Origin of the sequence: Streptomyces sp. NBC_00252, from assembly GCF_036187565.1 — a bacterium.
Taxonomy (GTDB): Bacteria; Actinomycetota; Actinomycetes; order Streptomycetales; family Streptomycetaceae; genus Streptomyces.
Map to the genome: position 1 here is coordinate 7,105,867 of NZ_CP108087.1, position 20,128 is coordinate 7,125,994.

The window sequence follows — 20,128 nt, forward strand, 5'->3', positions numbered from 1 at the left end:
CTGACCGGCATGACGATTCAGACAGCCAAGCTCAGCGATCCGGCCGTCCGGGCGTTCGTCAGCGCCGTCAACGCCCATGACCGGGACGCCTTCCTGGCGTTGCTCGCGCCGGGCGCCACGATGGCGGACGACGGCTCCGACCGTGACCTCGCCGAGTGGATCGACCGGGAGATCTTCTCCTCGCACGGCCACATGCAGGTCGACCGCGAGTCGGACGGCGGCCGGGCCCTCGTCGCCCGCTACTCGAACGACGCGTGGGGCGAGATGCGCACCCGGTGGACCTTCATGGTCGGCGACGACGGCAGGATCGCCCGCTTCGAGACCGGGCAGGCCTGACCGCCGTAGAAATCCCGGCGGGCCTCCGTGAAGGGCCGAACGTCGAAAGCACCTTGCCCTGAAGTGCGCTCCAACTCCTGACGCGAGGGGCTGATCCGCGCCCACGCCTGGAGCACCGACGACCCGGGCCGCGCCGCCGTGTTCGCCGCAGGGGCCGTCCACTCCCGGGCAGGTGGCCGAGGTCGACCACGTGCTCGGTAGGTGAACGGCCCCTGCGGGGACCAACAGGCGGGCAGGAGTGCCCAGTTGGGGCGGGTCCGGCTCAGTACCCCTGGTTGCCCTGCTGCGCGTACTGCTGCTGCGAGGTGAACTGACCGCCGCGGCCCTGTTCGGTCAGCGTGATCCGGCCGGCCTTGATCGTGGCCAGGCGGGGTGCGCGGCGGGCGATCGACGAGTCGTGGGTGACCATGATGAACGTCAGCCCGTACTCGTGCCAGAGGCCTTCGAGCAGGCCCATGATGTCGTCGCGGGTGCCCTCGTCGAGGTTGCCGGTGGGCTCGTCGGCGAGGAGCACCTTGGGCTTCTTGACCAGCGCGCGGGCGATCGCGACGCGCTGCTGCTGGCCGCCGGAGAGCTCGGACGGGGCGTGCCGGAGCCGGTCGCCGAGGCCCACCGACGTGAGCGCCTCGGCCGCCCGCTCGCGGCGCTCGGCGGGCTTGACGCCGAGCGGGACGAGGGCCGTCTCGACGTTCTCCTGCGCGGTGAGCGTCGGGATGAGGTTGAAGGACTGGAAGATGATGCCGATCTTCTCGGCGCGCAGCCGGGTCAGCTTGGCCTCGCTGATCGCGGCGAGGTTCACGCCGTCCAGCTCGACACTGCCCTCGGAGGGCCGGTCAAGGCCGCCGATCATCTGCAGCAGCGTCGACTTGCCGCCGCCGGTCGGGCCCTGGATGACGAGCTGGTCGCCGTCCTCGATGGTGAGGTCGACGCCCCGCAGCGCCTCGACCGTCTCCTTGCCCCGCGTGTAGCGCTTGGTGACGCCGGTGAGCTTGTACATGGGATCTCCGTCGGATACGTCAGTGAAGAAGCAGAGGGTCGGGGCGCCGCCTCTCGGGGGGAGTGGAGGCGGCGCCCCGGATCAGGGGGGCGGCGACTAGGAGACGCTGCGCAGCGCGTCCGCGGGCCGCATCCGGGAGGCACGCCAGCCGCCCATCGCGCCGGCGATCAGGCCGCCGGTGACGGCGAGACCCACCGCGAGGGCGATCGTGGTCAGCGAGACCGGCGCGTTCAGGGCGATCTCCAGGGTGTTGGACGCGGCCTGCCGGCCGGGACCGCCCTGGCCGCCGGGACCGCCGCCCATGCCGCCACCGCCGGTGGAGCCGAGCTGCGCGGTCAGCTTGGGGCTGATCGCGGTGACCGTGTAGGCCGCGACGAGGCCCAGCGCGATACCGAGCGCGCCGCCGATCAGACCGTTGACCATGGACTCGCCGACGACCTGCCGGGTCACTTTGCGGCTCGGCCAGCCGAGCGCCTTCAGCGTGCCGAACTCACGCACCCGGCGCGACACCGCGGAGGAGGTGAGCAGCGCGGCCACGAGGAACGCGGCGATCAGCACCGCGATTGACAGCCACTTGCCGACGCTGGTCGCCAGGTTCGAGGCGGTGGACAGCGAGCCGGACACGGTGGACGCGAGGTCGGCCGAGGTGGTGACCGTCGTACCCGAGATGTTCTTCTGGATGGTCGACTTGACGGCCGAGATCTGCTGGGAGTCGGTCGCCTTGACGTAGATCGTGGTGACCTTGTTCTTCGAGTCGCCCAGCGTCTGCGCCTGCTGCAGCGGCAGGTACACGTCGACCGTGGACTCGCTGCTGTTGGGCGTCGCGATGCCGATGACGGTGAACTTGGTGCCGGAGATCGAGAAGGTCGAACCGACCTTGTACTTTTTCGACTTGGCGTACGACGCGCTGATGACCGCGACCTTCGCGTTGGTCTGAGTGGTCGTGAACGTCTTGCCGGTGGTGATCTTCGAGGTGGACAGCGGGCCGAGGGCTTGGTCGGTGACGTCGATGCCCGCGACCGAGTACGAGTTCACGTTGAAGTTGGCGCCGCCGCCCTGGACTTGGGGCTGACCGCTGCCGCTGTTGCCCGTGCCGCCGCCGGGGCCGCCCTGCTGCCCGCCGGAGGAGGAACCCGACGTGGTGGAGGACTTCGCCTTGCCCTGGGTGAAGGAGCCGTCGACCTTGGTGACGTTCAGCGTGAGCGCGCCGACCGCGTCGGCGACGCCCTTCTGGTCGGCGACCTTGGTGACCAGTGAGGACGCGAGGGCCTGACCACCCTGCGTGTTCACCCGGTCCGAGCTCTGCGAGCTGCTGCTGGAGGAGGTGGCGCCGAACTTGAAGCTGGGACCCTGCGAACTGCCCGCCTTGGGAGCCGACTGTGCTTTGGTCACGGTCATGTCAGTTCCGAGACCGTAAAGAGACTTGAGGACCTTGTCCTGAGCCTGATTCATGCCGGCCGACACCGAGTTGACGGTGATGACCAGCGCGATACCGAGCGCCAGACCCATCGCGATGACCAGGGCCGCCTTCTTGCGACGGCCCAGCTCGCGCTTGAGATAGATGCCAAACATCCCATTCCCCAAAGGTTCTTGGCGCCCGCTGTGGGCGCGGCCACAAGCTATGGAGAAACCTTTGAGTCGACCTGAGTAAAGGATGTGTCAGGCCTGAGAAAAAAGGACCCGACATCAGAATTGCGTCAGACAGCTCATTCCTAAGCTGCCGAGGGCTTCCTGCCAGGAAACCCCTGTTCAATGGCCTGCTGACATGGGATGTCGATCACCCATTCGACCCCCGGGCGGCCACCCCGCCGCGTACGGCCGCGCCCCCGTTTTGTACGGTCCCGGGATGCGCGATTCCTCTCGGCTCACCCGGCGTGCCGCTCTCGGCCTGACCGCCGCCGCTCTTCCCCTGGCGGCGGCGACTCCCGCGTCCGCGGCGACCGCGATAGGCGGTGAGCGCCTGGCCCGGGACGGGATCCAGGCGGGCGATGCCTCCGCCCTGCCCAAGAAGCTCACCGCCCGCTCCTGGCTGATCGCCGACCACAAGACCGGCGAAGTGCTCGCCTCGTACCGCGCGCACCAGCGGCTCGCGCCCGCGTCCACGCTGAAGATGCTGTTCGCCGACACCGTGCTGGGCAAGTTCGAGCGGACCCGCACCTACCGGGTGACCGACGCCGACCTCGCCGACGTCCCCTCCGGCTCCAGCCTCGTCGGCGTGAAGCCCGGAATCCTGTACACGGTCCACCAGTTGTGGCAGGGCGTCTTCCTGCGCTCGGGCAACGACGCCGTGCACGTGCTGGCCCACATGAACGGCGGGATCGCCGCGACCGTCGCCGAGATGCAGGCCAAGGCGAAGGACCTCCAGGCCCTGGACACGCATGTGGTGAGCCCGGACGGCTTCGACCACCCCGGGCAGGTCTCGTCGGCGTACGACCTCACGCTCTTCGCCCGGCACGGGCTGCACGACGAGGACTTCAGCTCCTACTGCTCGACCCGGGTCGCGAACTTCCCGGCCGGCGGCAAGAAGACCTTCCAGATCCAGAACACCGACCGCCTGCTCAGCGGCGCCTACGGCCTGCGCCCGTACCCGGGCATCATCGGCGTGAAGAACGGCTACACCAGTCACGCGGGCAACACCTTCACCGGCGCCGCCACCCGCGGCGGCCGTACCCTCCTGGTCACCGTGATGCACCCCGCGAACGGCGGCAACGAGGTCTACAAGGAGACCGCCGCACTGCTCGACTGGGGCTTCGGCAAAGGGAGTTCGGCCCGCGCCGTGGGCACGCTGGTCGATCCGCTGAGCGAGGGCGGGGCCACCGCGAGCCCGACACCTTCGGGTGCCAAGGGGGCGCCGGGAGCCTCCGGGAGCTCCGCCTCGTCCTCGTCGGACGGTTCCTCGCCCTGGCCGATGCTGGGCGGTGCGGCGGGCGCGGTCGCGGTGCTCGCGGGCGGCGCGTTCGCGCTGCGCCGGCGGCGGGCGGCCGTGGCGGCGGCCAAGTCCCGGGATCTCGACGGGAGTTGATGTGACGCGACAGCCGCTCCACGGTCCGGTGCACAACCCGCGGTCCCACGCGGGCTCCACCCCCACCCGGGCCGTGGAACGACTGTCGCCTCTCCCCCCTCGGATTGGCTTGCGGAACACGGGGTTCCGGCAGTGCGGAAGCCCTGTGCTCCAAGTGTGAAGCTTTGATGGAGAGAGTTGAGCATAAGTCAGCAACCGGCCGCAATGGTCCGGACGGTCAAATTCCGTTTGTGCAACTTGCCCTAGCCGCGCCCGACATACGGCATCGCGGTCGCCAGCACCGTCGCGAACTGCACGTTCGCCCCCAACGGCAGCTCCGCCATGTGCCGCACGGTGCGCGCCACATCGGCCACATCCATCACCGGTTCCGGGGCCACCACCCCGTTGGCCTGCAGCGCCCCGGTCTCCATCCGCGCCGTCATGTCGGTCGCCGCGTTCCCGATGTCGATCTGCCCGACCGCGATCGAGTACGGCCGCCCGTCCAGCGACAGCGACTTGGTGAGCCCGGTCAACGCGTGCTTGGTCGCGGTGTAGGCCACGGAATGCGGACGGGGTGTATGGGCGGAAATGGACCCGTTGTTGATGATCCGCCCGCCCTGCGGCACCTGCTCCTTCATCCGCCGGTACGCCGCCTGCGCGCACAGGAACGCCCCGTTGAGGTTGGCGTCCACCACATGCCGCCACGCGTCGTACGGCAGCTCCTCCACCGGCACCCCGCCGGGCCCGAACGTCCCCGCGTTGTTGAACAGCAGGTCCACCCGCCCGAACCGCTCCACCGTCGCGTCGAACAGCGCGTCCACGTCCTCCGGCCGCGCCACATCCGTCGCCACGACGAGGGAGGCGCCCTCGGGCACCAGCGCGGCCGTCTCCTCCAAAGTCCCGGTGCGGCGGCCGGCCAGCGCCACCGACCAGCCCGCGCGCAGGAGTTCCACGGCCACCGAGCGGCCGATCCCGGAACCGGCGCCGGTCACCACGGCGATCTTCGACGAGTTCTGTGCGTTCATGGGCCGCAGCCTACGAGTCACCCCTCCTGCGGGTACCGCACCCCGATCCGCTCCCGCACCGCGTCCAGCGTCCGCATCACCGCGAGCGTGCCCTCCAGCGGCACCCACGGCGACTCCGTCTCCCCGGCCCGCACCGCCCGCATCACCTCGGACGCCTCGTGCCGCAGGGTGTTCCGGGGCCCGTCCGCCGGGTCGAGGACGAACTCCTCGGGGTCACGGCCGTCCCGGTGCAGCACGAACCGCTCGGGGTGGAAGAAGCCGTCCGGGATGTCGATCCGGCCCAGCGAACCGGTCACCGACGCCGAGGTCCCCGTACCGCCGACGATCGAGCAGTGCAGCGCGGCCAGCGCGCCGCTGTCCCAGGAGAACAGGGCCGCCGTCTGGAGGTCCGCGCCCTCGGGGGAGAGCACGGCCGACGCCTTGATGTCGTCGGGCTCACCGAGCAGCAGGTGCGCGAACGACACCGGGTACACCCCGAGGTCGAGGAGCGCGCCGCCGCCCTGTGCCGGGTCGCGCAGCCGGTGCGAGGGCGGGAAGGGGCCCGCGAGCCCGAAGTCGGCCTGGACGGTGCGGACTTCACCGACGGCCCCGTCGTCGACGAGGGCCTTGACCCGCCGTACCAGCGGATTGCAGTACATCCACATGGCCTCCATCAGGAAGCTGCCGCGGTCGGCCGCCAGCGCGACCAGTTCGGTGGCCTCGCGGGAGTTCAGGGTGAAAGCCTTCTCGACGAGGACGTTGCGCCCCGCCTCCAGGCAGAGACCGGCCGCCGTGCGGTGGGCCGCGTGCGGGGTGGCGACGTAGACGACATCGATGTCCGCGTCGTTCGCCAGCGCGTCCCAGTCGCCGTAGGCCCGCTCGATGCCGAAGCGCTCGGCGAAGGCCTTCGCCGAGGCCTCCGTGCGGGAGGCCACCGCGACCACCTCGGCGTCCGGCAGATCGACGAGCTCCGCCGTGAACGCGGCGGCGATCCCACCGGTCGCCAGGACCCCCCAGCGCACCTTCTGCTCCGTCATCGCTGACCCACCCTCGCTCACCAGACCCTCGGCACCCTGTACGAGCTGAGAGCATAGGTGGCGGATCACCCGGAGAGGGAGGGGCACATGTCCGAGCAGGGGGCGCAGGCACCGAGCGTGCCGCAGTCCGTCGTACCGTCCGCCGTGCCGTCGCCCGGGGCGACCCGGCGCGCGGGACTCCTCGTCGTGCTCGTGCTCGGCGGCCTCACCGCGACCCCGCCGCTCGCGATGGACATGTACCTCCCCTCGCTCCCGGAGGTCACCCGCTCCCTGCACGCGCCCGCCGCGACCGTCCAGCTCACCCTCACCGCCTGCCTCGCGGGCATGGCCCTCGGTCAGCTCGCGGTCGGCCCGATGAGCGACAAGTGGGGCCGCAGGCGCCCGCTGCTGACCGGCCTCGCGATCTACATCGTGGCGACCGCCCTCTGCGCGATCGCCCCGAACGTCGAGTCCCTGATCGCCTTCCGACTGGCGCAGGGCCTCGCGGGCGCGGCCGGCATAGTGATCGCGAGGGCGGTCGTCCGCGACCTCTACGACGGCGTGGCGATGGCCCGCTTCTTCTCGACCCTGATGCTCGTCTCAGGGGTGGCCCCGATCGTCGCGCCCCTGGTCGGCGGCCAGATCCTCCGCGTGACGGACTGGCGGGGCGTGTTCGTCGTCCTCACGGCCGTGGGCATCCTGCTCACCGCACTGGTCTGGCGCCGCCTCCCCGAGACCCTCGCCCCGGCCGACCGCCACGCGGGCGGCACGGCGGAGGCCCTGCGCTCGATGCGCGCCCTCCTCACGGACCTCCCCTTCACCGGCTACATGCTCACCGGCGGCTTCGCCTTCGCCGCGCTCTTCGCCTACATCTCGGCGTCCCCGTTCGTCATCCAGGAGATCTACGGCGCCTCCCCGCAGACCTTCAGCCTGCTGTTCGGCGTCAACTCGGTCGGGCTGGTCGTGGTGGGCCAGATCAACGGCAAGCTGCTGGTGGGCCGGGTCTCCATGGACAAGGTCCTGGCCGCGGGCCTCGCGGTGGTCGTGCTGGCCTCGACGGCACTGCTGCTGATGGCGACGGGAGCGTTCGGCGAAGTGGGTCTGGTCCCGGTCGCCACGGCGCTCTTCGTCCTGATGTCCGCGATGGGCGTGACGATGCCCAACGCCCAGACCCTCGCCCTGATGCGCACCCGCCACTCGGCGGGCTCGGCCTCGGCCCTCCTCGGCACCTCGTCCTTCCTGATAGGCGCGGTGGCTTCCCCCCTGGTCGGCATCGCGGGCGAGCACACCGCCGTACCCATGGCGGTCGTCCAACTGGTGGCCGGACTGGTGGCGGTGGCCTGCTTCGTGGGAATGTGCCGTCCCTGGAACACACGTACGACCGCGGAGGGAGTGGGGAGCTGAGCGCCCCGAGACTGCGCCACGACACCCCGGAACGGGCGGGCCTCGACCCCGAGGAACTCCGCCACCTGGTCCGGGAGGTCCACGACCTCACCACCGGCGACCGCCCCTGGGCCGCGGGCGCCGTCGTGGTCGCCGGCCGCGGCCCGGTGATCGCGGTGGAGGAGGCCGCGGGCTGGGCCGTACGGTATTCCGCCTACGACCCCGAGACCGACCGGGGCGTCGAACTGCCCCCGGCGTCCCGCGTCCCGACGCGGGTGGACACCCCCTTCGACCTGGCCTCCGTGACGAAACTCTTCACATCGGTCGCGGCGATGCAGCAGATCGAACGCGGCACGCTGGGCATAGACGCGAAGGTGGGCGCGTACCTTCCCGACTTCCGAGCCGCCGCCCGCCACGGCATCACCGTCCGCCAACTCCTCACCCACACCTCGGGGTTGCGCCCCGAACTCCCGCTCTACGACTGCGCCGACGACACCGAACGCCTGTCGATGCTCCGAACGGAGGCGCCGGTCGGTGAGCAGGGCGAGTACGTCTACTCGGACCTGAACCTCCTCCTGCTCCAGTTCGTCCTGGAACGCATCACCGGCCGCACGCTCGACGTCCTCGTCCACGACGGCATCACCCGCCCGCTGGGGATGACCTCGACGGACTTCGGCCCCAGCCCCGGCGCGGCGGCGACAGAGGACGAACGCCGCCCCTGGGCCAAGGCCGACCGCGGCATGCTCCGGGGAGTCGTCCACGACGAGAACGCCTGGGCGCTGGGCGGGGTGGCCGGTCACGCGGGCCTCTTCTCGACGGCCCGGGACCTGGCGATCTTCTGCCGCACCCTGCTGGCGGGCGGCTCCTACGGCCCCGCGCGCATCCTGGGCTCCGACTACGTGGAGCTGCTGCTGACCCCGCCAGGACTCGGCTTCGGGGTCGATCAGGCGTGGTTCATGGGGGAGTTGGCGGGTCGGGGAGCGGTGGGGCACACCGGGTTCACGGGGACTTCGGTGGTGCTCGATCCGGCTACGGACACGTTCTTGGTGTTGCTGGCGAACACGGTGCATCCGCGGAGGCGCCCGGCGGACAGCGGGCCCCGGGCGGCGGCGGGGACGAGGGTGGCTCGGGCGGTGCGGGGGTGACGGGGGCGGTGAGGGTGTGACGGGGGCGGGCCGGGGTTTTTGAGCCGAGCCCTTCCGTTGCCCCGCACGGGCGGTGGGTGGGCACAGGGCCCGGGGGTCCGGGGGCGGAGCCCCAGGGACCTCGGCAGGGACCCCGGGCCACTTAGAATCGGCGGGTGAACGACCCCGTGGCCCCGGCCGAAACCCTCCGTACCGCTCTGGCCCGCCTCCTCGAAGGCCTCCCGCCCCGGCAGGCTTCCGGTGCCGTGGAGCGGCTGATCGCCAATTACAGGGGGGCCACTCCCACCGACGCCCCGATCCTCCGGGACCGTGCGGATGTCGCGGCCTACGCGGCGTATCGGATGCCGGCGACCTTCGAAGCCGTACGGTCCGCACTGGACGCGTTCGCGGACGCCGTACCCGGGTGGACCCCGGAGAGCCACGTGGACGTCGGCGGCGGGACCGGTTCCGCGACCTGGGCCGTCGCCGCGACCTGGGCCGGCGACCGCCCGGTGACCGTCCTCGACTGGGCCGAACCCGCCCTCGCCCTCGGCAAGGAGATCGCCACCGCCAACCCGAGCCTGCGCAAGGCCAGTTGGCGACGCGAACGGATCGGCCCCGCGCTCACCCTCACCCCGACCGACCTCGTCACCGTCTCCTACGTCCTCAACGAACTCACCGCCCCCGACAGAGCCGCCCTCGTGGACACCGCCGCCTCCGCCGCCCAGGCCGTCGTGATCGTCGAGGCCGGCACCCCCGCCGGTTACGCCCGGGTGATCGAGGCCAGGGACAGGCTCGTCGCCGCCGGTTTCCACATCGCCGCCCCCTGCCCGCACAGCGCCGCCTGCCCGATCACCCCCGGCGAGGACTGGTGCCACTTCTCGGCACGGGTCAGCCGTTCCTCCCTGCACCGCCAGGTCAAGGGCGGCTCCCTGCCGTACGAGGACGAGAAGTTCAGCTACGTCGCCGCCGCCCGCTTCCCCGTGGACCCCGCCCCCGCCCGCGTCGTACGCCGCCCCCAGATCCGCAAGGGCCAGGTCCTCCTCGACCTCTGCGAGACCGACGAACAGCTGCGCCGCACGACCGTCACCAAACGCCACGGCGACCTGTACAAAGCGGCACGGAACGTGAGCTGGGGAGACCCCTGGCCGGAAAAACCATGACACGTCCGCCGAAACCGTCACACGTGTGTCTCGTCCCACCCACCCCGGATACGAGGTCCCGCCTCTCGGAGCGCAGGATGGTGGGACCATAGGGGAAGTTCTCCGCACAACGGCAGGGCTCCGCACAACGGCAGGGCAAGCACAGCACGGCGACAACAGCAGGGCGAGGAGATAGATGAGCGCGACGTTCGGTGGCCGGAGCGGTCGGCAGGGCAAACTCTCCTCGTGGCTGCGTGGACGCCGCCCGCAGGAGGCCCCCGACGGCAGCGGGCGTGAGGCGCTGCTGCTGGCCGCCGCCGAGGCGGGGCTGCCGCTGGCGCCCGCCGCGCACCCGGCCCCGGGCTACCGATGTTCGTGCGACCGTGTGGGGTGCCCCACACCGGCCCGGCACCCCGTGTCGTTCGCCTGGCAGACGCAGTCCACGACCGACCGCGCCCAGATCGAGCGCTGGGCCCGCCACCAGCCGCAGGCCAACTTCATCACCGCGACCGGCATGGTCAACGACGTCCTGGACGTCCCCCTGGAAGCCGGGCACGAGGCGCTGGAGCGCCTGCTGGCCGCCGGTGTCGAGGTCGGCCCGGTCGCCGCGAGCGACGACGGACGGCTGCTCTTCTTCACCCTCACCCGCGGCACCCCCGAGGACGAGGACGAGTGGTGGCCGTGCGAACTGGACTGCCACCCCGAGACGATGGACGAACACCCCGGCCTGCGCTGGCACTGCCGCGGCTCCTACGTCCTGGTCCCCCCGGCCCAACTCCCCGGTGAGAACCAGTCCGTTCACTGGGTACGCGGCCCCGAGCACCCCCTGCCGGACCCGCTGACCCTCCTCGAAACCCTCACGGACGCCTGCGCCCGGCACGCGGGTGCCGAGCCGGACCACGCGAACTCGGCCTGGCCGCTGGGTCGTTGACCTCCTGAGGTCAGCCGCCCTGCGCCGAGGTCAGCCCCTCGATCCGCCCGAGCACCGACACCTTCCCGCCCCGCTTCGGGTCCAACGCGACCTCGTTGGAGACGAGTTGAAGGGTGAGGGTTTGCTGCACCTCACCCGTCGTCAGCGCCTGGACGTCCTTGTTCTGGGTCGGCACCGAGGTGCCCGCCGCCGCGGTCTCCTTCTGGTAGTACCGCGTGGTGAAGAACACCAGCGCCCCGCCGTCCGCCGTGCGCAGTGCCAGCGGCGCGTAGTCGCCGCTCGTCAGCGGCTGGTCGAGGAACTGGACGGCGAGCCCCGGCTTGGTGGCCTTCTCCCGGTCCGCCCGCCACCCGCTGGTGTGCGCGCCGTCCGCGAACTCCGACCCGCCGCTCTTCAGATACGTCGCGTAGCGCTCGCTCAACTCGCCCGGCGCGACGGCCAGTTCGGCCGAGTTCGCGGGCACGGCCTCGGCCCAGCCGTCCTTGTCGGTCTTGAACTTCGGTACGGCGGTGGGCGCGAGCAGCGTCAGATACGCCACCTGCCACGGCTCGCCCAGGTCGTTGCGGGTGAAGACCAGCAACCACCGAGCGCTGCCACCCTTGTTGGCGGCGGCGTCCGCCACGAACCAGCGCGGCCAGCCGGCCTTCTTCGGGATGGTGAACTTCGCGTCCGTCAGCTCCAGCGGCGTGTGACTCGCGTTCCCTGACGGCGAGTTGGCGTGCCCCGCCTTCAGCCGCGCCGCGTCGATGTCACCGAGCGCGCCGGTGACATGAGCGGCGTCCAGGGAGCTGTCGTACGCCTTGTCCGCCGCGTTGTACGCGGTCGTGAACTGCTGGAGCGCCGTGGCGGCCTCGGCGCGGGTGGTCGCGGGAAGCACCTCGCGCTCGCCGTGCACCACCACACAACCGCTCGCCGTCAGCGACAAAGCGGTCACCGAGGCCGCTATCAGTACGCGCCGGTCAAGCCTGCGGAGCCTTCGAGGGCCGCGATCCCTGCTCATCAGGTGTCTTCACCTTCCCCTTCCCGGAGGCGAACCCTACCGGGGCGAAGAACAGGGCGAGCGTGGGGACCAGGTACAGCAGCCACACCGTGATCTGCAGGACGGTCGGGTCCGGCTGGAAGTTGAAGACGCCCTTGAGGAGGGTGCCGTACCAGCTGTCCGGCGGGATCGTGTCACTGATGTCGAACGCCAGCTTCGTCAGCCCCGGCAGCCAGTCGGCCTCCTGCAGGTCATGGAAGCCGTACGCCAGCACACCCGCCGCCACGACGACCAGCATCGCGCCGGTCCACGTGAAGAACTTCGCGAGGTTGATCTTCAGCGCGCCCCGGTAGAACAGCCAGCCGAGGAACACCGCCGTGGCCAGACCCAGTCCTACGCCGACCAGCGGACGCGGGGTGCCGTCGCTCGCCGCGTGCACCGACGCCCACACGAACAGGGCGGTCTCCAGGCCCTCGCGGCCGACGGCGAGGAACGCGGTGGCGACCAGCGCGCCCGTGCCCATCGCGAGCGCCGCGTCCAGCTTGCCGTGCAGTTCGGCCTTCAGATGCCGGGCGGTGCGCCGCATCCAGAACACCATCCACGTCACGAGACCGACCGCGAGGATCGACAGCGAGCCGCCGAGCGCCTCCTGCGCCTCGAACGTCATCTCCTGCGAGCCGAACTCGAGCGCGCAGCCGAAGCCCATCGCGATGAGGACGGCGACGACGATGCCGATCCAGATCGGCTTCAGCGCGTCGCGCCGGTCCGTCTTGACGAGGTAGGCGATCAGGATGCAGACGACGAGACTGGCTTCCAGGCCCTCGCGCAGACCGATCAGATAGTTCGAGAACACGGTCTACGACTCCTTCGCGTCCTTGGAGAACAGCGTGCTGCCCCACCAGTCGTCCTTGTCACGGACGCCCGGCGGGACGGCGAAGACCGCCGAACCCACGTGCTGGATGTACTCGTTGAGCGCGTCGGACGCCGACAGCTTGCGCTGCAGCGGGATGAATCCCTTGCGTACGTCACGCTGGTAGGCCAGGAAGAACAGGCCCGCTTCGAGACGGCCGAGGCCGTCGGTGCCGTCGGTGAAGGAGTAGCCCCGGCGCAGGATCGTGATCCCGCTGTTGGAGTCGGGGTGCGCGAGCCGGACATGCGCGTCGGGCTTCATCGCCTTCAGGAACGGCGGGTCGTGCTCCTTCGCCTTGCCGACCGGCGCGCCCTCGCCCTTGTCCCGCCCGAAGACGTCCTCCTGCTCCTGGAGCGAGGTCCGGTCCCAGGTCTCGATGTTCATGCGGATGCGCCGGGCGACGAGATACGAACCCCCGGTCATCCAGGCCGAGTCGGCCCCGCCGTCGCCGTCACCGACCCACACGAACTTCTTCAGCCGGTCCGTCTCGGTCCCCGCGATGTTGCGGGTGCCGTCCTTGAACCCCATGAGATTGCGCGGGGTCTGGGCCCCCGGAGTCGTCGACGACGTCTTCCCGAAGCCCAGTTGGGACCAGCGGATGGCCACCTTGCCGAACCCGATGCGCGCCAGGTTGCGGATCGCGTGCACGGCGACCTGCGGATCGTCGGCGCAGGCCTGGACGCAGAGGTCGCCGCCCGTACGGGACTTGTCGAAGTTGTCGCCGGGAAACTGCGGCAGATCGACGAGGGCGTCGGGACGACTGCCGCTCAGCCCGAAGCGGTCGAAGAACGACGGCCCGAAGCCGATGGTGAGGGTCAGCCGCGAGGGCTTCAGCCCCAGCGCCTCACCGGTGTCGTCCGGCGGCGCCTCGGCGAGACCGCCGTAGGCCCCGTCACCGACCGCGTGCCCACCGGTCATCCGGCGGGCGGCGGCCGTCCAGTCCTTCAGCAGCTGGACGAACTCGGCGCGGTCGTCGGTCTTCACGTCGAACGCGGCGAAGTGCAGCCGGTCCTGCACGGGCGTGGCGATGCCGGCCTGGTTGGCGCCGTGGAAGGCGACCGCGGCACCGGTGTCGGCACCGGCCGGATCGACGTCGTCACCGGTGCGGGTCATCGCCACCGCGCCACCGGCCGCGACGGCACCGAGCGCGAGCCCGGCACCGCCCCAGCCGATGAGCGAACGGCGGGAGGGGGAGTCCGATTTCGGGGTCTCGGTCATGACCTCGCCCTACTTCACGACGGCGGCGGCGAGCTTCGACAGCGGCTCCGCGAGGGCGTTGACCGCGTCCGACAGTTCCTTGCGCTGGTCCTTGGTGACCTTGTCGTACGACACGAAGCCGTCCGAGGTCGAGGTCGAGCGGTACTTGTCGAGCAGGGTGTCGAGCGCCGCGAACTGCTTGTCCAGCTCGGTGGTGAGGGCCGCATCGTTCTTCTGCGCGACCGGCTTCAGCAGCTCGTACGCCTTCTGCGCGCCCTCGACGTTGCCCTTGAAGTCGCTCAGGTCGGTGTGCGAGTAGCGGTCCTCCTCACCGGTGACCTTGCCGGTGGCGACCTCGTCGAGGAGTTCCTTGGCGCCGTTGGCCATGGAGGTCGGGGTGATCTCGGCCTTGCCGACGCGCTTCTGCCAGTCCTTGAGGTCGGTGACCAACTCGTCGGCGAGCGCCTTCTGTTCGGCACCGGTCTTCTTGTCGACCCACAGCGCCTTCTCCAGCGCGTGCCACCCGGTCCACTTCTGGCCCTTCTCCAGGTCGTTGACGCGGGTGTCGGTCTTGGGGTCGATGTCCCCGAACGACTCGGCGATCGGCTCGGTGGCCTCCCAGCCGTAACGGGAGGGCGCGTAGGCGTTCTTGGCGGCCTCGAGGTTCCCGGCCTTGATGGCGTTGGCGAAGGTCTCCACCTTCGGGATCGTCGCGTCGGCCTGCTCCTGCGCGTACTCGCGGTAGGCGGCGACGGCGGCGTCCAGCTTCGGGTCCCGCTTGGCGGCCGAGCCACCGGTGACGGTGAGCTTCTGCCGCACACCGTGCCCCTTCATGCCCGGGCGGCAGGCGATCTCGTACGACCCCGCCTTCACCTCGGCGGTCAGCGTGTACTTGGTGCCGGGACCGATGTTCTCCTTCTCGGAGACGATCCGGTCGTCCGGGAAGAGGATCTCGACCTCGGTGGCCTTGGAGCCGGTGTTCTCTATCTTCAGCGTGACCTGGCCGGCCGGGATCGACGTGGTGGACGTCGTGCACTTGGAGTCGGCCGCGGTCACCTGGATCGCGTCCCCGTCCTTGGCGTCGCTCTTCGCGGTGCACGCCGTGACGGCGGTCAGTGCGGCCGCGGCGGCGACGGCGGTGGCGACGGGAAGTCGGACGGCACGCATGCAGGCTCCAAGCGAGAAGGTGGGACGCGGTGTGGTGAGGCTGCCCTAACTTACCTGAGGCTTACCTCAGTGATACCCGTCCGGTCCGGCATTCACCGCCCACAGAAAAATCACAGACACGGCTTGATCTCGGTGGCGAAAAACGGATGGCAAGGGACGGTCAAGAAATGGTCAAGCGGGCCGGTGCGGGGTCACGACGACCGCCCCCGTGCGCGGATGCGGGAACACCTCGACCGCCTGGTCGTAGACGTCCGACAACAACTCCTCGGTGAAGACGACTTCGGGCGGACCGTCGGCGGCGACGCGACCGGCGCGCAGGATCGCGACCCGGTGCGCGTAGGCGGCGGCCAGCGCGAGATCGTGCAGCACCACGACCACCGCGTCCCCCGCGCGCGCCCTTTCCCGGCACAGCCGCAGCACGAGTTCCTGATGCCGTAGATCAAGTGCGGCGGTCGGCTCGTCCAGCAACAGCAACGGCGCCCGCTGGGCCAGCACCCGCGCGAGCGCGACCCGGGCCCGCTCCCCACCACTGAGCGCCGAGAACGGCCGCGACGCGAACCCCGTCACCTCGGCCCGGGCCATCGCCTCCGCCACGGCGACCTCGTCCTCACCGGCATCGCCGCCATGCGGCGCCCGCCCCATCCGCACGACATCCTCAACCGTGAACGGAAAGGACAAGCCGGCCGCCTGCGGAAGCACGGCCCGCCGCAACGCAAGCTCACGCGCGGACCACCCGCCGACGGCCCGCCCGTTGATCCGCACGACCCCGGCGACGGGCTGAACGTCAGCGGCGAGGGCCCCCAACAGCGTCGATTTCCCCGCCCCATTGGGCCCAACAAGCGCGAGCACCTCCCCAGCACGAACGGACACGGAAACACCGTGCAGCACTTTGCGCCCGCCGAGCTGGACATGCACCCCCTCGGCCTCGGCAAGGACGTCCCCCGGTTCAGCGGGAGAGGGGAGCACCGGGCGGCTACGAAGAAGTCTCATGCGCGGCTTCCTTGAACGGGAGGGGCGGGGGTTGTTCGGCACCGCCGGGATGGTGGGTGGGGGCTGAACGCCGTTGCGGCGGAGAAGGGTTGGCAGGGGGGCGGGGGCTGGAGAGGTGACGGAGGCGGAACAGGCCGCCGGAGGAGACTGGCCCGGCGTCAAAGGGGCGCGGGGAACTGCGCGACCAGCCACAGGCGGCCCGCACTCCCCGACGTACATGCAGTGGCACTCTCGACCGGGAGGCAGCGGAACCCGGGCTCACGCCCAACCCCCCTGCCTGCGCCGCGTCCTCCGCAGCAGCCAGAAGAAGAACGGGCTGCCGAGCAACGCGGTCAGCACGCCCAACGGAAGCTCCGCCGGCGCGGCCACCGTACGGGCGGTGAGATCCGCGGCCAACAACACCAACGCCCCCAGCAACGCACTGGCCGGGATCAGGAACCGATGACCGGGCCCCGCCGCCATACGCAGCAGGTGCGGGACGACCAGCCCCACGAAGCTGATGATCCCCGACACGCTGACCGCCGCCGCCGTGAGCAGCGCGATGACCAGCACCAGGACGATCCGGAGCCGTTCGACGTCAACTCCCAGGTGACGGGCGGGCCGTTCACCGAGGGCGAGCAGGTCCAGCCGCGCGGCGTACAGCGGCGCGAGGGCAAGGCCCAGCGCGGCGCACGGCAGGATCGCGAGGACCTTCGGCCAGGTCGCCTGCGACAGCGAGCCGAGCTGCCAGAAGGTGATCTGGTTGACGGCGGCCGTGTCCGCGAAGAACAGGAACAGCCCGATCAACGCCCCCGCGAACGCGTTCACCGCGATCCCGGTGAGGATCAGCGTCACCACCTCCGTACGACCGCCCGAACGCGACATCGCGTAGACGAGCAGCACGGTGGCCAGCCCGGACACGAACGCCACCGCCGACACCGTCCACGTCCCGAGGAAGTCCAGCCCGAACGCGATGACCGCGACCGCCCCCACCGCAGCCCCCGAGGACACCCCGATGACCCCGGGCTCGGCGAGCGGATTCCCGAACACGCCCTGCATCAACGCCCCCGCACACCCCAACGACGCCCCGACGAGCAGCGCGAGCACGATCCGCGGAAACCGTACGTTCCACAGCACGGATTCCGGTACGCGGCCCAACGTCCGCCCCCCGAGACCGAGTTGATGCTGCACGGACGCCAGGACATCCCCCGTGGGGATCGGATACGCACCCAACCCGGCGGCCACCGGCACCAGCACGACCAGAGCGACCGCCAACCCGACGGTGAGCATCCAGCCCGTACCGCGCTTCCGACGCGGGAGAGTCGAGACAGTGCTCGCCTCAACCCCCTTATCCAGCACGGTCATTCACCCTCACCCCCGTACAACTGCTCCACCATCGACGTGAGCACCTGGTCGGTACGCGGCCCGTAGTTGAGGAGCACCCCGTCCTCGATCGAGACGACCCGCCGGTTCATGCCGGCCGGGGTCTGCGCGACACCGGGAATCTTCACCAGCCCGTCGATCCCGCCGACGGACTCAAGTCCCTTGGTCATGACGAGAATCGCGTCCGGCGCGGCCTGCGCGAGCGCCTCGGTGGTGATGGCGGTGAAGTCCTTCGTCAGCCCCGACTCGGCCCCCGCGTCGACCGCCCCGGCCGCCTCCAGGAGCGAGGTCGCGCCCGACCCCTTGCCGCCGATGAGATACACGGAGGCGGACCCCCGCAGATACAGGAACGCGACCCGCGGCTTGTCCTTGTGCTCCGGAATCGCCTTGCGTACGGCGGCGATCCGGTCCTCCGAGCGCTTGGTCAGCTCCTCGCCCGCGCCCGGTACCCCGAGCGCGTCGGCCACCGCCTGGATACGCGGACCGACGTCGGCGAGACCCTGCGCCGGGTCGACGACCAGCACGGGGACACCGGCGGCGCGGATCTGCCCCATCGCCTCGGACGGTCCGGTGGTCTTCTCCGCGAGGACGAGATCGGGCTTGAGGGACAGCACGCTCTCGGCGGAGACATCGTGGTTCCGGGTCACCAGCGGGAGTTCCGCGGCCTGTTGGAACGTGGCGGTGATGTCCCGCGCCACCACCCGGTCGCCGAGCCCGAGCGTGAACACGATCTCGCTGAGGCTGCCGGAGAGCGGCACGATGCGCCGCGCGTCCTCGACGGTGACCTTCTTGCCGTCGGCGGAGCTGACGGTGACCGGCAGCTGCGGGTCGGGGGTGTCGGTCAGCGGCTCCACGCGGTTGGCCGGGGCGCCGGCCTTCGCCGACGCGGTGTCCGCGGACGTGGCCGCGCCCCCGCATCCGGTGAGCGTGAGCGCGAGCACGGTCAACAGTGCTCCCGCCAGTCGTGTGCGCAAGCGTGGCACGGTCCCGTCCGTCTCTCTCGGCATCTCGGTATCTCTCGGGCACTGTCGTTTCCGGTGAGGAGAGCTTAGGTTAGCCTTACCTTTGTTCGCTACCGGCAGTCGTCACCCGGAGGACCCACCCATGCCCGCGCGCCTAAGAGCCCTGGTCACCGTGTTGCTCACGGCGATCCTGGGCGCCCTCCTCCCGGCGGCCCTCGCCCATGCCGAGAGCCGTACCGTGCAGGGCGGCCGGCTCGACTGGGGCATCAAGTCCTCGTTCCAGAGCTATGTCACCGGGCCCATCGCGAACGGGAGTTACTCCCTCACGGGCGGCGCGGCGACCGTGGGCAGCAGCCAGTTCCGCTTCCCCTCGGCGACGGGTTCCTACGACGGCTCGACCGGCGCGTTCCGCTCGTCGTTCGCGGGCGGGGTGCACTTCGTCGGCCACAAGAAGACCGACGGCAGCTACGAACTCGACCTCACCTTGAGCCGCCCCATGGTCTGGATCTCGGGCTCGACCGGCACCCTCTACCTGGACGTCACCAGCAAGGCGAAGGGCACCGGGACGGTAACGACGTCCTCGCAAGTGCCCTTCGCCTCCCTCTCGTTGGGCGGCATCGACATGCGGGGCGGCGGCAACGCGGTCGTCCTCGACAACCTGCCCGCGACGCTCACCGCACAGGGCGCCAAGTCGTTCGCCGGGTACTACACGGCGGGCACGGCGCTGGATCCGGTGAGTCTCTCGGCGGACGTGAAGCCCGCGGCCACGGCCAGGAAGACCTCCACGCCCACGCCCACCCCCACCAAGTCCGCTGCGAAGAAGAGGACTTCAGCCGGGGCGATCGCGGACGGCGCCGTCGACTGGGGAGTGCGCCGCACCTTCCGTGAGTACGTCACCGGCGACATCGCCAAGGGCAGGTGGACCCTCTCGTCCGGAGCGCAGGACGGCGGCGCCCTCTTCCGCTTCCCGGGCGGCGAAGGGACGTACAGGAGCGGGGAGTTGACGGCCTCGTTCAAGGGCGCGGTGCGCTTCACCGGTGCCGAGGGCCTCGATCTGAAGCTGAGCGGGGTCCGGGCGACGGTCGACGACGGCAAGGGCACGCTCTACGCCGACGTCACCGGAACCGACGGCACGGGCGCCGACTTCACCGGCAAGAAGGTCCCGCTGGTCACCTTCACCGCCAAGGGGTTGAAGGCCGCCAAGGGCCTGGTGAAGGTCACCGAGGCGCCCGCGCAACTCACCGCGCAGGGCGTGAAGGCCTTCGGCGGAATGTACCCGGCGGGCACCGCCATGGACCCGGTGTCCCTGGCCGTCGCCCTCACCGACGACGCGAAACTCCCCGCGCTGCCCGACCTCGGCACCACCCCCACGGCGAGCGGGACCCCGGAGGAGCAGACGGCCCACCCCTCGGTCTCCGCCGAGCCGGTCGCCGACGACTCCACCGGCGGCAGCGGCAGTTCGGCCGCCCTGCCGATCGGCCTCGCGGCCGGCGCGCTGGCGCTGGTGGCGGCGGTGTCCGTGCTGCTGGTCCGCAGGCGCCGCACACCCGCCGAGGCCTCAGGGTCCGGCGACTCGGAAGACCACTAACCCCCGTACCAGGCCCGCCGGTTGGCGGACCACACCCCC

At 70.8% G+C, this 20,128-nt stretch carries 18 protein-coding genes; 7 read left to right on the forward strand and 11 right to left on the reverse strand.

The annotated features are described in order from the left end of the window. The first annotated feature begins 9 nt into the window (after positions 1 to 9). The gene (locus OHT77_RS31520; protein ID WP_328831796.1) at positions 10 to 336 is read left to right on the forward strand and encodes a nuclear transport factor 2 family protein; all 327 of its coding nucleotides are present in this window, start codon (positions 10 to 12) and stop codon (positions 334 to 336) included. Positions 337 to 598: 262 nt separating this feature from the next. On the opposite strand, the gene OHT77_RS31525 is transcribed toward OHT77_RS31520, so the two are convergent. Next, entirely contained in the window at positions 599 to 1,333 is a 735-nt protein-coding gene (locus OHT77_RS31525) for an ABC transporter ATP-binding protein (protein ID WP_266768049.1), read from the reverse strand. A gap of 96 nt (positions 1,334 to 1,429) precedes the next feature. Then, positions 1,430 to 2,905 (reverse strand): ABC transporter permease, encoded by a 1,476-nt coding sequence (locus OHT77_RS31530; protein ID WP_328831797.1) that lies wholly within the window; start codon positions 2,903 to 2,905, stop codon positions 1,430 to 1,432. A gap of 274 nt (positions 2,906 to 3,179) precedes the next feature. Between OHT77_RS31530 and OHT77_RS31535 the strand changes: the two genes are divergently transcribed. Further along, a complete protein-coding gene (locus OHT77_RS31535) occupies positions 3,180 to 4,355 on the forward strand; it encodes a D-alanyl-D-alanine carboxypeptidase family protein (protein WP_328831799.1) in 1,176 nt (391 codons plus the stop codon). A 242-nt stretch (positions 4,356 to 4,597) separates the two neighbouring features. Here the strand turns inward: OHT77_RS31535 and OHT77_RS31540 are convergent, their stop codons facing one another. Beyond that, on the reverse strand, positions 4,598 to 5,359 hold the full coding sequence (locus tag OHT77_RS31540; RefSeq protein ID WP_328831800.1) for an SDR family oxidoreductase: 762 nt from the start codon (positions 5,357 to 5,359) through the stop codon (positions 4,598 to 4,600). Positions 5,360 to 5,376: 17 nt separating this feature from the next. Continuing rightward, positions 5,377 to 6,375, reverse strand: coding sequence for a Gfo/Idh/MocA family protein (locus OHT77_RS31545; RefSeq protein WP_328831801.1), 999 nt, complete (start codon positions 6,373 to 6,375; stop codon positions 5,377 to 5,379). 87 nt (positions 6,376 to 6,462) lie between these two features. Here OHT77_RS31545 and OHT77_RS31550 point away from each other — a divergent pair, with 87 nt between their 5' ends. The 4 genes from OHT77_RS31550 to OHT77_RS31565 all read left to right on the forward strand — a co-directional run bounded on the left by OHT77_RS31550 (position 6,463) and on the right by OHT77_RS31565 (position 10,934). After that, complete coding sequence (locus OHT77_RS31550; RefSeq protein WP_328831802.1) at positions 6,463 to 7,758, forward strand: multidrug effflux MFS transporter; 1,296 nt, start codon at positions 6,463 to 6,465, stop codon at positions 7,756 to 7,758. Further along, the gene (locus OHT77_RS31555) at positions 7,710 to 8,882 is read left to right on the forward strand and encodes a serine hydrolase domain-containing protein (protein ID WP_328831804.1); all 1,173 of its coding nucleotides are present in this window, start codon (positions 7,710 to 7,712) and stop codon (positions 8,880 to 8,882) included. The genes OHT77_RS31550 and OHT77_RS31555 overlap by 49 nt, the downstream gene beginning before the upstream one ends. Before the next feature lie 155 nt (positions 8,883 to 9,037). Next, positions 9,038 to 10,024, forward strand: a complete 987-nt coding sequence (locus OHT77_RS31560) for a small ribosomal subunit Rsm22 family protein (protein ID WP_328831806.1) — start codon at positions 9,038 to 9,040, stop codon at positions 10,022 to 10,024. A 175-nt stretch (positions 10,025 to 10,199) separates the two neighbouring features. Next, the gene (locus OHT77_RS31565; RefSeq protein WP_266768036.1) at positions 10,200 to 10,934 is read left to right on the forward strand and encodes a bifunctional DNA primase/polymerase; all 735 of its coding nucleotides are present in this window, start codon (positions 10,200 to 10,202) and stop codon (positions 10,932 to 10,934) included. Positions 10,935 to 10,944: 10 nt separating this feature from the next. Here OHT77_RS31565 and OHT77_RS31570 read toward each other — a convergent pair whose 3' ends face one another. From OHT77_RS31570 to OHT77_RS31600, 7 genes are all read right to left on the reverse strand, one after another. Continuing rightward, on the reverse strand, positions 10,945 to 11,934 hold the full coding sequence (locus OHT77_RS31570) for a hypothetical protein (RefSeq protein WP_328831807.1): 990 nt from the start codon (positions 11,932 to 11,934) through the stop codon (positions 10,945 to 10,947). Then, positions 11,894 to 12,766 (reverse strand): iron uptake transporter permease EfeU, encoded by an 873-nt coding sequence (gene efeU, locus OHT77_RS31575; protein ID WP_328831808.1) that lies wholly within the window; start codon positions 12,764 to 12,766, stop codon positions 11,894 to 11,896. Before efeU ends, OHT77_RS31570 begins: the two co-directional genes overlap by 41 nt. Positions 12,767 to 12,769: 3 nt before the next feature. Continuing rightward, on the reverse strand, positions 12,770 to 14,041 hold the full coding sequence (efeB, locus tag OHT77_RS31580; RefSeq protein ID WP_328831809.1) for an iron uptake transporter deferrochelatase/peroxidase subunit: 1,272 nt from the start codon (positions 14,039 to 14,041) through the stop codon (positions 12,770 to 12,772). A 9-nt stretch (positions 14,042 to 14,050) separates the two neighbouring features. Then, the gene (gene efeO / locus OHT77_RS31585) at positions 14,051 to 15,187 is read right to left on the reverse strand and encodes an iron uptake system protein EfeO (RefSeq protein ID WP_266768029.1); all 1,137 of its coding nucleotides are present in this window, start codon (positions 15,185 to 15,187) and stop codon (positions 14,051 to 14,053) included. A gap of 171 nt (positions 15,188 to 15,358) precedes the next feature. Next, positions 15,359 to 16,177, reverse strand: a complete 819-nt coding sequence (locus tag OHT77_RS31590) for a heme ABC transporter ATP-binding protein (protein ID WP_328831810.1) — start codon at positions 16,175 to 16,177, stop codon at positions 15,359 to 15,361. Between the two features lie 258 nt (positions 16,178 to 16,435). After that, complete coding sequence (locus OHT77_RS31595; RefSeq protein ID WP_328831812.1) at positions 16,436 to 17,521, reverse strand: FecCD family ABC transporter permease; 1,086 nt, start codon at positions 17,519 to 17,521, stop codon at positions 16,436 to 16,438. Beyond that, positions 17,518 to 18,546, reverse strand: coding sequence for a heme/hemin ABC transporter substrate-binding protein (locus tag OHT77_RS31600; RefSeq protein WP_328831813.1), 1,029 nt, complete (start codon positions 18,544 to 18,546; stop codon positions 17,518 to 17,520). Before OHT77_RS31600 ends, OHT77_RS31595 begins: the two co-directional genes overlap by 4 nt. A gap of 97 nt (positions 18,547 to 18,643) precedes the next feature. On the opposite strand from OHT77_RS31600, the gene OHT77_RS31605 reads away from it, so the two are divergent. Then, positions 18,644 to 20,089 (forward strand): HtaA domain-containing protein, encoded by a 1,446-nt coding sequence (locus OHT77_RS31605; protein ID WP_328831814.1) that lies wholly within the window; start codon positions 18,644 to 18,646, stop codon positions 20,087 to 20,089. Positions 20,090 to 20,128: the final 39 nt, after the last annotated feature.